The organism is Streptomyces lucensis JCM 4490, from assembly GCF_014650035.1.
Classification (GTDB): domain Bacteria; phylum Actinomycetota; class Actinomycetes; order Streptomycetales; family Streptomycetaceae; genus Streptomyces; species Streptomyces lucensis.
In genome coordinates this window covers 40,151-54,867 of the sequence record NZ_BMUE01000010.1, presented here as the reverse complement: position 1 = coordinate 54,867, position 14,717 = coordinate 40,151, and the positions used below count along the sequence as shown (strand labels likewise).

The window sequence follows — 14,717 nt, the reverse complement described above, 5'->3', positions numbered from 1 at the left end:
CTCTCTCCTCAAGTGTTCTCACCTTGCCGCCGGAGGTCCTCGAACACCCGGGCCAGAGCGGCCACGAGGGGCCGGCCGGGAAGGTCCTCCAGCGGTACGGGACGGCCCCGGCCGTCGCTGACGGGCAGCCGCCAGTTGGGGTGCACGGTGGACGTGCCGGGTATGTTCTGCGGTCTGCGGTCGCCGGTCGCGTCGGGCAGCCAGACGCCGAGCAGACGGGCCGGGGTGCGGCACAGGAAGCGGTGCAGCGCGACCACGTCACCGTCCGGGTCGGGCAGCAGCCCGAGCCGCTCCAGCTCGGCCAGCCAGCCGTCGCGCTCGGCGGCGGCCTCGGCCTTCTCCTCCTCCTCCGGGCGGGTCAGCAGGCCCAGCCGCGCGCGCAGTTCCACGTGCTCGCCGCTCAGCCAGGCGGCGGTCGCGGGCAGATCGTGGGTGGTGAGCGTGGCCAGGCAGTCCCGCCGCCATTGCTCGGGCGGCAGCGGTCCGAGGCGGCCCTCGGACCCGCCGAGGTACTCGAAGCGCTGCACGGACGTGCCGAGGACGCCGCACTCGTCGAGCGAGGTGCGGACCGCCGCCTCGACGGTGCCCAGGTCCTCGCCGATCACGGCGGCCCCGGCGCGGTGGGCCTCCAGCGTCAGCACGCCGAGCATCGCCTCGCCGTCGTAGCGGACGTAGGTGCCCTCGGACGGCGGCCGGCCCTCCGGCACCCACCACAGCCGGAACAGGCCCATCACATGGTCGATCCGCAGGGCGCCCGCGTGCCGGAGCCCGGCCCGCAGCAGCCCGGCCAGCGGCCGGTAGCCGGAGGCGGCGAGCGCGTCGGGGCGCCAGGGCGGCTGGCCCCAGTCCTGGCCGTGCGGGTTGAAGTCGTCCGGCGGCGCGCCCACGCTCATCCCCGCGGCCAGGCAGTCCCGCAGCGCCCAGGTGTCGGCGCCCTGCGGGGCGACCCCGACCGCGAGGTCGTGGATCAGGCCGATGCGCATGCCGGCGTCCGTGGCCGCCGCCTGCGCGGCGGCCAGCTGCTCGTCGGTGACCCAGGCCAGCCAGCGGTGGAAGGCGACCTCGGCGGCCAGCTCCTCGCGGGCGCGGGCCACGTCCGGCGAGCGCGGGTCGCGCAGCCCGGCCGGCCAGGAGTGCCAGGCCCCGCCGTGCACGCCGGCCAGCGCGCACCAGGTGGCGAAGTCCGTCAGGTCCTGCCCCTCACGGGCGGTGAACTCCGCGAACGCGGCCGCCCGTCCGGGTGGCAGGGGCACCTGGTGCACCGCCCGCAGCGCCTCGTGCTTGAGCCTGCGCACCGTCTCCCGGTCGATGAGCAGGCCGCCGCGCAGCACGCCCTCGTTCAGGGCCCGCGCGCGGGCGGCGCACCGGTCGGCGGTGCGCCGTGCCTCACCGGCCAGGCGGGCGTACTCCGGGATCGCCTCCACCCTGACGTGCATCGGGTCGGGGTAGCGGCGCGAACTGGGCCGGTACGGCGACGGATCGGGCAGCGGCCCGGGTTCGACGGCGTGCAGCGGGCCGAGCTGCACGAAGTCCGCCCCGAGGGCGCGGCCCGACCATGACGCCAGTTCCGCGAGGTCTCCGAGGTCGCCCATGCCCCAGGAACGGCGCGAGAGCACCGAGTACAGCTGGACGAGGAAGCCCCAGTGCCGTCCGGCCGGTACGGGCAGCCGTTGCGGTACGGCGAACAGCGGCGCGGACTCCGTGCGCCCCGGCACGGTGACGTGCACGGTGTGCCGGCCGGCCGGGAGGGGGCCGGACAGGGGTGCCGTTCCGCCCTCCTCCAGCTCCACCTCCGCCGTGCCGCCGGTGGGCAGGGCGAGCCGCGGGGCGGTGCCGCCGCGCGCCACGACGCAGTCCGGCAGCAGCCGGGCCGCCGTGCGCTCGCGGTGGGCCGCCAGCGCGGCACGGGCCGCGGCGCCGGTGGCCGCGTCCACCCCGCACGCGGCGAGTACGGCCACCAGGGTGCCGGGGGACACCTCGACCCGATGTCCCCGGTCGGTGGTGTAGGCGGTGGATATCCCGTGGGCCCGCGCCAGTTGCCGCAGGAGACCGGTCGTGTCGGTCATGCGGTCCGCTCCGGCGTGCCGAAGAGGCGTTCCAGGACGACGGCGACGCCGTCCTCGTCGTTCCCGGGCGCGACCTCGTCGGCCATCGCCCGCAGCGCCGGGTGGGCGTTGCCCACGGCGACGCCGTGCCCGGCCCAGGCGAGCAGCGGGATGTCGTTGGGCATGTCACCGAACGCGACGGTCTCGGCCGCCTCGAACCCGAGGAGCCGTGCCGCCCGTTCCACCCCGGCCGCCTTGGTGGTGCCCGCGGGCAGCACCTCGACCATGCCCTGCACCGAGTGCACCACGGTGACCTCGTCACCAAACAACTCCCGTGCCACCGACTCCACTTCGTCCTCCGGCACGCTCGTGTGGTGCAGCACCAGCTTGTCGATGGGGTCCGTCCACAGCAGCCGCCGGTCGGTCGTGACGTCCCAGCCGTGCCGGACCCGCTCGCCGAACCGGGGAGTGACCTTGAAACGGCTCTCGGGTGGCGCCGTCACGACGCCCAGCTCCAGCGGCCCCAGCGCGGCCTCCACGCGTTCGACCACGTGCCGCGCGAGATCCACGTCGAGGGAGGCCGAGCTGAGCAGCCGGTCGGCGTCGGCGTCGTAGAGCTGGGCGCCCTGCCCGCACACCGCCAGTCCGCGGTAGCCGAGCGCGGCCAGGTACTGCTTGCAGGCGGTGGCGGGCCGGCCGGTGACCACGAGGTGGTGGGCTCCCGCCCCGGCCGCCGCGGCCAGGGCCCGCAGGGTGCGGTCGGAGACGGTCTGGTCGCTGCGCAGGAGCGTGCCGTCGAGGTCGGTCGCCACCAGCCGGTACGGTGGGCGGCCCGCCGGGGCGTCGAACGGCACGGTGTCCCAGGTGACGCGCCCCGAGGCCAGGGTCACCATGACCAGCAGATGGTGCCCGATGGGCGGCCCGTCCAGGACGCCGCGGAAGACGCCCTCTCCGGCCGGCGCCAGCGGCGCCAGGACGACTCCGCTGCCCGTGGGCACGGCCTCGTCCGAGGCGATGGCCTCCGCGCGGGACTCCAGCCGCGTCGGCGGGGCCCCGGTGCCCGGCACCGCCACCTCCACGTGCCGCGCCGCCGGGTGCCGGTACTCGACCAGCCAGCGGCCCGCCGGTTCCCGGCGCACCGTGCACCGTTCGCGCACCCGCGCCGCCCAGTCCTCCCGGCCGGCCGCGCGCGCCGTCCCGGCGCACCGCACGAAGTCGGCTCGCCCGTAGGCGGCTTCGAAGAGCCGGCCGTACGCCTCCTCGTCGAGCGGTGCGCACCGCCCGTAGGCCGCCGCGTCGCCCAGGGCCGCGGCGGACTCCGCGACCAGCCGGCGGTGCCGGACCCAGGCGGGGGCCGGCAGGGCGTCGAACCAGCCGTACCGGATCGCGTCCTCGGCGGGGAACGGCCGGGACCGGCCGCTCAGCAGGCCGGCGAAGGCCGCCAGCCGCCGGTCCGCGCTGCGTTCCCAGGTGAACCGGCGCGCCGTGGCACGTGAGTTGGCCGACAACCGGGCGTACTCGTCGGGGGCCGTGCGCCACAGCGCCGCGGCCTCGCGTATCCGCTCGGTGAGCGCGCGGGTGAGGTCCGGGTCGTCGTCCCGGAAGGAGCCCGGCAGCGACAGACCGGTGGCCCGCGGGTCGTCCGGGGGGAGGGCGTGCCCGAAGTGCGCCGTGACGCTCTGCGCGGTCGCGATCGGCACCGCGCCGCACGCCATCGCCTCCGCCTGGGCGATGAGGAACCCGTCCAGCTCGAACTTCGAGGGGAAGACGCAGAAGTCGGCACACGCGGCCTGCTCGAACAGGGTGTCCTCGTCGGCCAGCCGCCAGTCCAGGTGGATCCGCCCGGGATGCCGGTCGGCGACGTTCTGGAAGTACGCGTTGCCCACGGGCGCCGGCTGCCCGCCGCCCCCACTGGTGGCGAAGCGGAGGACGAAGACCGCCTCCGTACCGCTGTCCAGCACCTCCTCGACCGCGCGTATCAGCTCCAGCTGGCCCTTGTGGTGCACCGCGTAGCGGGCGGCGTGGTAGAAGACCGGCAGGGCGGGGTCGAGGCCCAGGGAGCGCAGGACCGCCTCGCGGTCGACGGCCCCCGGATCGCGGGCCAGCCAGCCGTCGGATATCCCGCAGCCCCCCATGAGCAGCTTGTGCGCCTGCTCGCGCAGCATGCGGGACACCGGCAGGGTGCGGAACAGCGCCTCGAACGGGGTGTCGCGGAACGTGCTGCAGTAGTCCCGCTGACCGGGCGAGACGAAGTCGACGAGATCGGCGTGCGCCAGGATCAGCGGCAGGCAGGCGACGTGGTCCGGGCCGTGTTCGACGTGCATCCTGGTGCCCGCCAGGGCCCGGGCCATGGTCGCCTCCGGACTGTCCTCGGCGGGCAGCGGCTCCTCCAGCGCGTCCAGGTCCGACCGCACGCCGAACAACTCCAGCACACGCTCCACCTGCGGGCGGTACACGCCCTGGGTGACGGGCGCGTTCGCCGCGACCGTGCTGACCGTCCGCACGGACGGGTCGCCCGCGAACACGGGTGGCAGCAGGTAGTGGTAGTACGGTTCGAAGCCGTGGACCACGGCCTCCTCGCCGCCGAGGTACCGCTGGACGAACCGCGCCCCGGCGACCTGGAACACCAGCGGCTTGAAGTACGCCAGGTCGCGGCCCTCGGCGCCGGGCGGGGGGTACAGGCGGTCGGGCAGCAGGTCGAGGAAGGCGTCGGAGAGGAAGTAGACGTCCACGCCGTCGATCCGCAGCCGGTGGGCCCGGGTGGTCAGCTCCAGACCGATCTCGGCCGGGTGGTCCGGCCACACCTTGGGGTCGAGCACCAGCGGGACGCGGTGCTCGTCGGCGTAGGGCAGTTCCTCTACCGGGTGGTCGCGCCGCAGGGTGCCTAGGAGCCCGTGCGCGGGAGTGACCAGCGAGACGCGGTGCCCGCGCGCCGCGTACTCGCGCGACAGGTTCCACACCAGCGGTGACAGCCCGCCGCGCATCAGGCGGTTGTCGAACCCGCCGCACTCGAAGGCGAAGTGGATGACGTGCATGCGCCCGCCCCTCACCGGCTCACCGCGGCGCGCGCACTGGCCGCGCGCAGCCCCGGCAGGTCGATGAACTCGGTGTGGGTGCCCACACTGCCGCACACGAACGCCCCCGCCACCGAGCCGGCCAGCACGCACTCCTGCAGTGGGCGCCCCTCGAACCAGGAGTGGAGGAACGCGGTGACGAACGCGTCACCGGCGCCGTTGCTGTCCACCACCGGACGCTCGGGGCGTACGGCGGGGAAGTGGCGGACTCGGTCGTCGCCGCGCTCCAGCACGTGGCAGCCGTCGGCGCCGTCGGTGGCCACCACGAACCGGGCCCGGCCCTCGTCGACGACGGACCGCAGCACCTGGTGCAGCCGGCCGTGGATCGCCGCCGCGCTGAGGAAGACGTAGTCGGAGTTGAGGGCGTAGTGCCGGTGGTGCGGGTTGTGCCCGTCCCAGTCGTGCAGGTCGGTGGAGCTGGTGACGCCGAGGCGGTGGACGTCCTCGTACATGTCCTGGTTGTGGCCGATGATCGACAGGTGGACGTGGGCCGCGCGCCGCAGGAAGGGCAGGTAGAAGTCGCGGGGCAGCCGGAGGTCGGCCGGGTGGCGGCCGTCGTAGAAGGAGAAGCGGCGGCCCTGGGGGTCGACCAGGTTCGCCGAGCGCGGGGTGCCGTGCGGCGAGACGAGGTGGCTGAAGTCGAGGCCGTGGCCGGCGTAGTGCTCCAGCACCATGCGGCCCTGCGGGTCGTCGCCGAGGAAGTCGATGAACTTGGTGCGCAGGCCGAGTTCGTGCCATCCGAGGGCCACACCGTTGCCGGTGTGCCCGACGTAGTCCCGCAGCGGCTCCACGAACACCGAGTCGCCCGGCGGCACGCGCAGCTCGTCCACGCGCACGATGGTGTCCACGCCGACCCCGCCGACCACCAGGACGTCGTAGTCGCTCGGGCGCTGTTCACCGCTGTGGGTCTCGGGCAGGGTCATGCGTTCGCTCCTTCGGCAACGTGCTGAATGCGTCCGTCCTCCAGGACGACCGCCCCGTCGATGTCGGCGTCGGGCGGTATCACCGCGCCGGGCAGCACCACGCTGCGCCGCACCCGCGCGCCCGCGCCGACGCGGACTCCCGGGAAGAGCACGCTGTCCGCCACGAGCCCGTCGTTGACGAGGTCCGACGGGATCACCGACGCGCGTACCCCGGGGGCGTCGGCGACCCAGCGCCGCCCGACCGCCGGCCGCACCGTCCGCGGCATGCGCGCCACGGGCAGCGGCGCCCGCGGCCCCGAGGCGAGGGCCAGGTGGGCCCGGTGGTACCGCTCGACGGTGCCGATGTCCTCCCAGTGGCCGCGCACCTCGTGGCCGCGGATGTGCTCCCCGGCCGCGAGCATCGCGGGAATGACGTCCCGGCTGATGTCGTGCTGCCAGCCGGTGCCGTCCAGCTCGGTCAGGTACCGGCGCAGCACGGCGGCGTCGAAGACGCAGAAGGCCGCGAAGACCAGGTCGGAGGTGGGCTCCTCGGGCTTCTCCGTGAACTCGGCGAGCCGGCCGCCGCCGTCGAAGCGGACCATGCCGAACAGGTGCACCCAGCGCCGCTCGATGCGCTGGTAGGCGACGGTCAGCGCCGCGCCCGAGGCCCGGTGCTCCGCCACCAGCGGACCGTAGTCGTACCGGTAGACGTGGTCGGCGTGCAGGACGAGGACGTCCTCGGTGCCCTCGGTGAAGACGTGTTCGGCCTTGCGGATCAGGGCGTCCGCGGTGCCGCGCTCCAGCGGCCAGGTGCGCCGGGGAAGCCGGTGCGGCAGTCCCTGTCCGCGGTAGGCGGCGTCGTAGGGGCCGAAGTGCACCCGGAAGTCCGGCCCGGTGTTCCACACCCGCCGCAGGTCGTCCATCAGCAGCCGTTCCTCGTACTGGGAGAGCAGCAGCACCTCCGGCAGGCCCGAGGCACGGGCGTTGGCCAGGCTGAAGTCGATGAGCCGGCAGGTGCCGCCGTAGGGGACCAGCGGCTTCGGCCGCGCCGTGCCGAGCGGGCCCATCCGGCGTCCCTCGCCGCCCGCGAGCAGCACCGCGCGCACGCCACGCAGATCAGCCATGACGCACCTCGTCCCAGGTCACCCGGCCGGAGGACAGGGTGAGCAGCAACAGGCCATCGGCGTGGGGCGCCTCGCCCACGAAGGTCCCCGGACCGGTGCGTTCCAGGGTGCGTACGTCCGGCAGGGCCCTGGCCGAGCCTCGCCGGGCCTCGACGACTTCCACCCGTTCGGCGTGCGGCAGCCGGTACTCCAGCCGGCCGTCGGGCAGGACGCGCGAACGCCGCCGCAGCCGGGCGGTCTCCTCCTCGGGTACCGCCCCGGGCAGGCGGCCGAGGACCCGCTCGCATGCGGCGAAGTCGGCCCGCCGCCACGCGGCACGGAACATGCGCAGGGCCGCGTCCGCGTCGAACGGGGCACGGCGCTCGTAGGCCTCGATGTCACCGTGCTCGACCGCCGCGGCGGTGGTGCCCCGGTCGTCGTCGAGCAGGTCGAACCATCCGTGGCGGAGCGCCAGTTCGGTCGCGGGAGCCGCGGCCCGGCCCTCCCACAGGCGGGTGAACGCCGCCAGGTGCAGGTCGGCGCAGTGGTCCCAGGTGAAGGCCCGGGCGACGGCCGCGGCGCGCCCGGACAGCTCGCGGTAGCGGCCGGGATCGTCCGTCCACAGCGCCGCGGCCTGCCGGATGCGGTCCGCGAGCGCGGCGGTGAGCAGCTCGTCGTCCTCGGCGAAGGACCGGTTCACGGCGTAACCGGTGGCCGTCTCCGGGCCGTCGGCGTGCCGGAAGTGCTCCATGCCGCGCTGGTCCGTGGCGATCGGTACCGCGCCCACGGCCATGGCCTCGCCCTGGGCGATCAGGAAGGTGTCCATCTCGAACTTGGAGGGGAACAGGGCGAAGTCGCAGGCGGCGGCGCAGGCGAAGACACGTTCCTCCGGCACGCGTTCCCACTCGAAGTGCAGCCGGGCCGGGTGGCGCGCGGCGACCTCGTGGAAGAACGGGTCGTCGATGCCGTTGCCGGAGATGCACCGGATGACGAAGTTGGCCTTCAGTCCCTCGCCCAGCACCCGGTCCACGGCCCGCATCAGCTCGACCTGGCCCTTGTGGTGGACGGCGTAGCGGGCGTTGTGGAAGAACGTCGGCAGCGCGGGGTCGAGGCCGAGGCCGCCGAGCACCTCCGCCCGGTCCACCCCGGCGGGGTCCCAGGACAGCCACCGGTCGGAGATGGCGCAGCCGCCGACGAACATCTTGTGCGCGTTGCGGCGTACCGTGGCGGCGATCGGGAGCCGCTGGAAGAGCAGCTCGAACGGCGTGTCCCGGAAGCCCGCGTAGAAGTCGAGCTGACCGGGCGACAGGAAGTCGATCAGGTCGGCGTGCTCGGCGGTCAGTTCGTACACCGCCACGTGGTCCGGCGGGTAGGTGTAGTGCAGGTGCGTGAGCTGCTGGTACTGCACGACGGCCGCGGGCACGTCGGGCTCGGGGTCCGGGCCGGGGAGCCCGACGTCCACGCCGAGCAGTTCGAAGAGGCGCTCGACCTCGGGCGCGTACACCTTCTTGGCGATCGGCATGTTGCTCTGCACGTTGCTGACGACCAGCTTCTCCGGGTCCCCGCGCAGGGCCGCGGGCAGCAGGTAGTGGTAGTACGGCTCGTGTGCGTGGACGACGGCCTTCTCGCCGGCGAACCAGGTGCGCAGGAACCGCACGCTGTCCACCTGGAACACCAGCGGCTTGAAGAAGACCAGGTCCCGGCCCTTGGCGGAGTACGGCGGGTAGAAGGTGTCCGGCAGGCGGTCCAGGTAGTCGTTGGAGAGGAAGTACAGGTCCACGCCCTCCAGGCGGATGCGGTGGGCGGTGGTGCGCAGCGCCAGGTCCGCCTGCGCGCCGAAGCCCTGCCAGACCCGGGGGTCGAGCACCACGGGCAGCGTGTAGGCGTCCTCGTAGGGCAGGTCCTCCACCTCGTAGCGCCGGCGCAGGTCGTCCAGCCTGCCGTGGGCGGGCGTGACGATGGAGACGCGGTGGCCGCGGGCGGCGAAGGTCCTGGACAGGTTCCACAGGTACACGGAGGTGCCGCCCTGCAGGAACGTGTGGTCGAAGCCGCAGCACTCGAAGTAGGTCTCGATGATGTGCATCCGGGGCGCGTTCACGACGGTCATGTCCTCGCGGGGGTCGTCGGGGCGGGGGCGGCCAGCGCCAGCGCGTGGCGCAGGTCGATCGCGGCGTGGTAGGGGCGGGCGTGGTCGTGGTTGTAGCCCAGTTCGTGCAGGAGCCGGCGCAGGTACAGCAGCCGCCGCAGCGGGTTGTCCGAGGCGGGTCCGAGCAGCAGGTGCAGGACGCGTTCGCGCCAGGTGTCCGCGGTGCGGAAGACGTGTCCCAGCACCGACCGGGCGGCGGGCGGCAGGCCGGGGGCGCCGTCCAGGGAGCCGTTCATGGTCCGCGTCGAGTCGACGCCGAGCCGGCGGGCGCTCTCGAAGGCCGCCTCGTCGGCCGCGAAGTACTCCAGCGCGCGCTGGACGGCGACGAGGTCCTGCAGGGGCGACTGTGCCGCGTAGCCGGGGCCGTCGCAGGGGAGGGCGGGCGTGGACAGGTCGATGACGCTCATCCGCCAGGTGCCGTCGTCGCCTTCGGCGCACAGCAGGTGCGACAGGTGCAGGTCGCCGTGGCAGGGACCGCCCGTGGCAGCCGTCGGACGGCCGGCGAACTCGCGTTCCAGGTCGGCGATTTCCGCTTCGAGGGCGGCGAAGGCCGCGTCCCGCGCGGGCCGCGGGTGCGGGGTGTCCGCACCGGCGAGTTCGGCCAGTCGCGCCGAGGCCCGGCCCAGGGCGTCGGCCACGGGGTAGCCGGTGGCGGGGCCGCCCAGCCGGGCCGACAGATCACGGTGGAAGCCGCTCAGGAATCGGCCGGCGGCCCGCAACCTGCCCTCCAGCGGCCGCAGATGTGAGCACACGAGCTGTTCCGGAGCGGTGCCGCCGGAGAGCAGCGGCCACAGCGAGCGCAGGTTCTCGCGCAGCGGCGCGTCGATGCCGTGCCCCGGGGCATGGCGGTAGAGGACGCCGAGCGGGTGCCGGGTCCCGCGCACGGGATCCGTGTACGTGTAGTCGCCGGCCCACTCGGGCGTGTGCCCGGTGCCGCTCATGAGCCGCAGCACCTCCGGCTCGTGGACCGTCTGGTCCAGCAGCCGGTACGTCTTGTGCAGGTGCGGGGTGCCGTCTATCTCCACCAGGGACAGGGCGTTGGAGGACCAGCCCTTGTCGAAGGGCAGCCACCGCACCTCGCCGGCCGGCGCCGAGGGTGCCCGGCGGAACTCCACGTGCCCCCCGCGTGTGGTGCGCAGCCGTGCGCCGGTGAGCACACGGCGCACGGCCGCGAGTCCCGAGGGCCCGTCGTCGCCCGCCCCGGTCAGGGCTCCCGAGGCGTCGCGGTGCGCGGGGACGGCGATCCGCCCGCCCGAGGCGGGACCCCCGACGGCGGCCACGACCAGCAGCAGTTCGCCGGGGCCCAGCTCGACGTGGTCGACCGTCTCGTAGCGGTGGGCGGCGCGGAGATCGCGCGGCATCCAGGACGCGGCGCGCAGCAGCGGTTCGAGGTGTTCGTCACGGATCACGTGCGGCTCAGCTCCCGGTCATTTCGTAGGCGTTGACGCCGCGCCGCCACACGGCCAGGGCGAGGGCGAGGGCACCGGCCGTCACCACGGGCAGCCAGAGCACCAGATCCGTGGCCCCGGTCAGCAGGTAGACGCACGGGACGTACGAGGTGAAGGCGAAGGGCAGTACCCAGGTCAGCAGGGCGCGCAGCGAGGGGTGGTAGATGTCCAGCGGATAGGCGGCGAACTCGGACACCTGGTTCGCCGCGTACATCGACGGCAGGCTGGTCACGGTCCAGAAGGACAGCGAGGCGAACAGCAGCTTCACCGCGGTGTGGACCAGGGCGCCGCACAGCACCAGGAAGGGGGCCGCGGCCCACTGCAGCGGGGTGAGGTGGAGGCCGAGGGCGCTGCCGGACCAGCCCACCAGGACCCCGCCGACCGCCAGCTCGCCGAGCCCGTCCGGGTGGAAGAAGCGCTCCGACAGCAGCGAGAACAGCGGGTTCACGGGGCGGATCAGATAGCGGTAGAACTCGCCGCGCTGGACCAGTTTGCGGCCCAGCTCCCACAGCTGGTCGGTGAACAGGTGGTCCAGGCCGCGCGGCAGCAGGGAGAAGCCGAGCAGGAACAGCACCTCGTGGTAGTTCCAGCCGCCCACCACGGGGACCTGGCGGAAGACCAGTCCCACCACCGCCGTCTGCAGGCCCACCCGCACCAGGAAGGCACCCGCCCCGAGGGCGAAGTCCACGCGGTACGCGCTCAGCCGGTGCAGTCCGACGCCGCCGAGGAAGAAGGCCAGCCGCACATGGCGCCACACGGTGCGGGTCATCCGCCCAGCACCTCCAGACGGCTCAGCGAGGCCCGCCACAGGACGGCGCTCAGCAGCGTGAGAGCGGCCACCCAGCCGATCTGCCGGGCCAGCACGTCGGCCGCGCCGGCCGCCCCGTCGTAGCGGCCCAGCAGCAGGGTGAGCGGACCGTCGACCATGCCCCGGAAGGGCAGCGCGGACGCGAGCGCCGCGAGGGGCGCCGGCATCAGGTCGAGGGGCACGAGCTGACCGGCGAAGAAGGCGACCACGCTCTGCTTCACCATCCGCACCCCCCAGGTGTTGGTGGTGACGAACCCCAGCATCCCGGTCAGCAGGTTCACGAGGAACGCGAGCAGGACGGACAGCGCGGTGGCCGCCAGGAACAGCAGGACGTCCCCGGGCCGTGGCACGGTGAGCGGCACGACCAGGGCGAACAGCCCCAGGACGGGCAGGCCGACCAGGACGGCGTTGGCCGCGACGACCGGCAGGCAGGAGAAGAACCGCACCACCGGGTAGCTGACGGGCCGCACCAGCATGACGGCGACGTCACCGCGGTAGACGTCGGCCGCGACCTCGTCGTCCACCCGGTTGGCGTGCAGGATCTGCAGCACCTGCGCCATCAGCAGATAGGTGGTGATGCCCTCGGTGGTGAAGCCGCCCGGACCGCCGCCGGGCGGGGCGCCGGCGTACACGGCCCGCCACAGGAAGACGGTGACCGCCGCGCCGGCCGCGGCCGTGATCCCGGTCGTCAGGAACACCGAGCGGTACTGCAGCAGGGACTGCAGCCCGCCGGTGGCGAAGGGCAGGTAGTGCCGGGCGCGCGCGGACCGGCGGCCGTCGTGCCCCCGCGCGGTGGTGCCGCTCATGCCGCACCCTCCTGGCGCGGGCCGGGAACCTCCGCCGGGACCGGTTCGCGCCGCCCGCCGCCGTAGATCCGCCGCAGGACGTCCTCCAGGTCGGGCTCGGGCGCGTAACAGTCCGCCAGATCGAAGTGTTCGAGCAGGAAGGCGAGCACCTGCCGGGAGGTGAACGCGTCGACCGGGTAGTCGACCCTGATCCGGCCGTCCTCGGCTGACGCGGCGCTGACGCCGGGCAGGCCCCGCTCGATCCGGGCACAGGCGCTCTCGGGGCCGGGCCCGCCCCGGTGGTCGAACAGGACCGAGCGGCGGTCGGCGGTGCGCAGCAGGTCCCGGATGCTGCCCTGGTGCACCACCCGGCCCCGGTCGACGACCAGGGCGCTGTCGCAGATCGCGGCGATGTCCGTGATGTCGTGGCTGGTGAGCACGACGGTCGTGCCCAGCTCCTGGTGGACGCGGTTGACCAGGTGCCGGACCGCGTCCTTGAGCACCATGTCGAGGCCGATGGTCGGCTCGTCCCAGAAGACGACCGCCGGATCGTGCAGCAGGCTCGCCGCGATCTCGGCCCGCATGCGCTGCCCCAGGCTCAGCTGGCGCACGGGCGTCGTGCCGAGGGCGTCGATGTCCAGCAGGTCCCGGTACAGGGCGAGATTGCGCCGGTACACGGCGTCGGGGATGTCGTAGACGCGGCGCAGGATGCGGAAGGAGTCCGGCACGGACAGGTCCCACCACAGCTGGCTGCGCTGGCCGAAGACGACCCCGATGCGGCGCGCGTTGGCCTGCCGGTGCCGGTAGGGCTCGATGCCGCGGACCAGGCAGCGCCCGCTGGTGGGCGTCATGATGCCGGTGAGCATCTTGATCGTGGTGGACTTGCCCGCCCCGTTGGCGCCGATGTACGCCGTCTTCGAGCCGGCCGGGATGGTGAAGGACACGCCGTCGACCGCGCGGACGATCCGGTGCCGCCGGGTGAAGAGGGTGGACAGGCTGCCGGCCAGGCCGGGCCTGCGCTCGGCGAGCCGGAACTCCTTGACCAGGTTCTCCGCGACGATCACGACAGCACCCGTTCCAGGGCCTGTTCCAGCAGCTTCACACCCTCGTCGAGCAGCGGCTCGTCGACGGTGAACGGCGGGGCCAGCCGCAGGATGTGCCCGCCGAGCGCCACGCGCAGACCCAGGTCGAGGGCGGTGGCGTACACGGCCCGGGCGAGGTGCGGGGCGGGGGTGCGGCTGTGCCGGTCCGTGACGAACTCCAGGCCGTACAGCAGGCCCAGGCCGCGCACGTCGCCCACGTTCGGGAAGCGGGCGGGGAGCGCGGACAGCCGCTCGTGCAGCAGTTCCCCGAGGACGCGCACCCGCTCGACGAGCCGGTCGCGCTCGACGACCTCCAGCGTGGCCCGGGCCGCCGCTACGCCGAGGGGGTTGCCCGCGTACGTGGAGGCGTACGCACCCGCTCCCGAGGCCGCCGGATGGTGCAGCAGGTCCGCCCGTCCCGCCAGGACGGCGAACGGGAACCCGCTGGCCAGGCCCTTCGACATGGTCACCAGGTCGGGTTCGACGCCGAACTGCTCGCTCGCCAGGAACGTCCCCGTGCGGCCGCCGCCGGTCAGCACCTCGTCGGCGACGAGGAGCACGCCGTTGGCGCGGCACGCGTCGGCGATCTGCTCCCAGTAGCCCGGCGGCGGGACGACGACGCCGGCGGCGCCGAGGACGGGCTCGAAGACCAGCGCCGACACGTTCGGCTTGTCGGCGATGTGCCGGCGCACGAGCGAGGCGCAGCGCAGCCCGCACGAGGGGTGGGTGAGGCCCAGCGGGCAGCGGTAGCAGTACGCCGAGTAGCCGAGGACGGAGTTGCCGGCGAAGGACTGGTGGCCGACGTCCCAGTGGACGAGCATCCGCGCGCCCATCGTCTTGCCGTGGAAGCCGCCCCGCAGGGCGCCGATCCGGTTGCGGCCCGGCTCTGCGGTCGCCTGCACCACCCGCAGGGCCGCCTCGACGACCTCCGCCCCGGTGGAGAACAGGGCGTAGGTGTCGAGCCGTTCGGGCAGCAGCCTGGCCAGCAGTTCCAGCAGCGCGGCACGGTCCGGCGTCGCCGAGTCGTGCACGTTCCACAGCCGCCGCGCCTGCGCGGTCAGGGCCTGGACGACCTCGGGATGCCCGTGCCCCAGGGACTGGGTCAGGGTGCCCGCGGCGAAGTCCAGGTACTGGTTGCCGTCGAGGTCCGTGAGCACCGGCCCCCGTCCCTCGGCGAACACCCGGCGGCCGACGGCGGCTTCCTCCGAAGCGCCCGGTGCCAGATGTCCGGCCTCCCGCTCCAGCCTCTCCAGCTGGTGCCGACCTGTCACTGCTGCCCCCAACCCTCTGTGCGAACTGCCGTGCAGTGCTGCGTCGTTGGGCG

10 protein-coding genes are annotated in these 14,717 nt (G+C 74.0%); all 10 read right to left on the bottom strand.

The genetic code is table 11. The features are described 5' to 3' along the window. Positions 1-8: 8 nt before the first annotated feature. The 10 genes from malQ to IE177_RS22300 are packed head-to-tail and all read right to left on the bottom strand — an operon-like array spanning position 9 to position 14,664. Positions 9-2,066 (bottom strand): 4-alpha-glucanotransferase, encoded by a 2,058-nt coding sequence (gene malQ / locus IE177_RS22345; RefSeq protein WP_190017155.1) that lies wholly within the window; start codon positions 2,064-2,066, stop codon positions 9-11. Next, positions 2,063-5,080, bottom strand: a complete 3,018-nt coding sequence (locus tag IE177_RS35620) for a Cof-type HAD-IIB family hydrolase (protein WP_308431586.1) — start codon at positions 5,078-5,080, stop codon at positions 2,063-2,065. Before IE177_RS35620 ends, malQ begins: the two co-directional genes overlap by 4 nt. Positions 5,081-5,091: 11 nt before the next feature. Beyond that, positions 5,092-6,042, bottom strand: a complete 951-nt coding sequence (locus IE177_RS22335; protein ID WP_190017154.1) for a carbohydrate kinase family protein — start codon at positions 6,040-6,042, stop codon at positions 5,092-5,094. Further along, entirely contained in the window at positions 6,039-7,145 is a 1,107-nt protein-coding gene (locus IE177_RS22330; protein WP_229816218.1) for a sugar phosphate nucleotidyltransferase, read from the bottom strand. The genes IE177_RS22335 and IE177_RS22330 overlap by 4 nt, the downstream gene beginning before the upstream one ends. After that, positions 7,138-9,231 (bottom strand): glycosyltransferase, encoded by a 2,094-nt coding sequence (locus IE177_RS22325; RefSeq protein WP_229816217.1) that lies wholly within the window; start codon positions 9,229-9,231, stop codon positions 7,138-7,140. The genes IE177_RS22330 and IE177_RS22325 overlap by 8 nt, the downstream gene beginning before the upstream one ends. Beyond that, positions 9,228-10,679: a hypothetical protein gene (locus IE177_RS22320; protein ID WP_190017153.1), complete on the bottom strand. Its 1,452-nt coding sequence runs from the start codon at positions 10,677-10,679 to the stop codon at positions 9,228-9,230. The genes IE177_RS22325 and IE177_RS22320 overlap by 4 nt, the downstream gene beginning before the upstream one ends. Positions 10,680-10,686: 7 nt before the next feature. Beyond that, positions 10,687-11,487: an ABC transporter permease gene (locus tag IE177_RS22315; protein WP_190017152.1), complete on the bottom strand. Its 801-nt coding sequence runs from the start codon at positions 11,485-11,487 to the stop codon at positions 10,687-10,689. Beyond that, the gene (locus tag IE177_RS22310) at positions 11,484-12,332 is read right to left on the bottom strand and encodes an ABC transporter permease (RefSeq protein WP_190017151.1); all 849 of its coding nucleotides are present in this window, start codon (positions 12,330-12,332) and stop codon (positions 11,484-11,486) included. Before IE177_RS22310 ends, IE177_RS22315 begins: the two co-directional genes overlap by 4 nt. Next, positions 12,329-13,375, bottom strand: a complete 1,047-nt coding sequence (locus IE177_RS22305) for an ABC transporter ATP-binding protein (RefSeq protein WP_190017150.1) — start codon at positions 13,373-13,375, stop codon at positions 12,329-12,331. Before IE177_RS22305 ends, IE177_RS22310 begins: the two co-directional genes overlap by 4 nt. Next, complete coding sequence (locus IE177_RS22300) at positions 13,372-14,664, bottom strand: aspartate aminotransferase family protein (RefSeq protein ID WP_229816216.1); 1,293 nt, start codon at positions 14,662-14,664, stop codon at positions 13,372-13,374. The genes IE177_RS22305 and IE177_RS22300 overlap by 4 nt, the downstream gene beginning before the upstream one ends. Between the last annotated feature and the right edge of the window lie 53 nt (positions 14,665-14,717).

Coding starts and splice junctions, on each gene's coding strand:
- malQ (WP_190017155.1), bottom strand. CDS start 2,066: ATGACCGACACGACCGGTCTCCTGCGGCAACTGGCGCGGGCCCACGGG.
- IE177_RS22325 (WP_229816217.1), bottom strand. CDS start 9,231: ATGACCGTCGTGAACGCGCCCCGGATGCACATCATCGAGACCTACTTC.
- IE177_RS22310 (WP_190017151.1), bottom strand. CDS start 12,332: ATGAGCGGCACCACCGCGCGGGGGCACGACGGCCGCCGGTCCGCGCGC.
- IE177_RS22335 (WP_190017154.1), bottom strand. CDS start 6,042: ATGACCCTGCCCGAGACCCACAGCGGTGAACAGCGCCCGAGCGACTAC.
- IE177_RS22330 (WP_229816218.1), bottom strand. CDS start 7,145: ATGGCTGATCTGCGTGGCGTGCGCGCGGTGCTGCTCGCGGGCGGCGAG.
- IE177_RS35620 (WP_308431586.1), bottom strand. CDS start 5,080: ATGCACGTCATCCACTTCGCCTTCGAGTGCGGCGGGTTCGACAACCGC.
- IE177_RS22315 (WP_190017152.1), bottom strand. CDS start 11,487: ATGACCCGCACCGTGTGGCGCCATGTGCGGCTGGCCTTCTTCCTCGGC.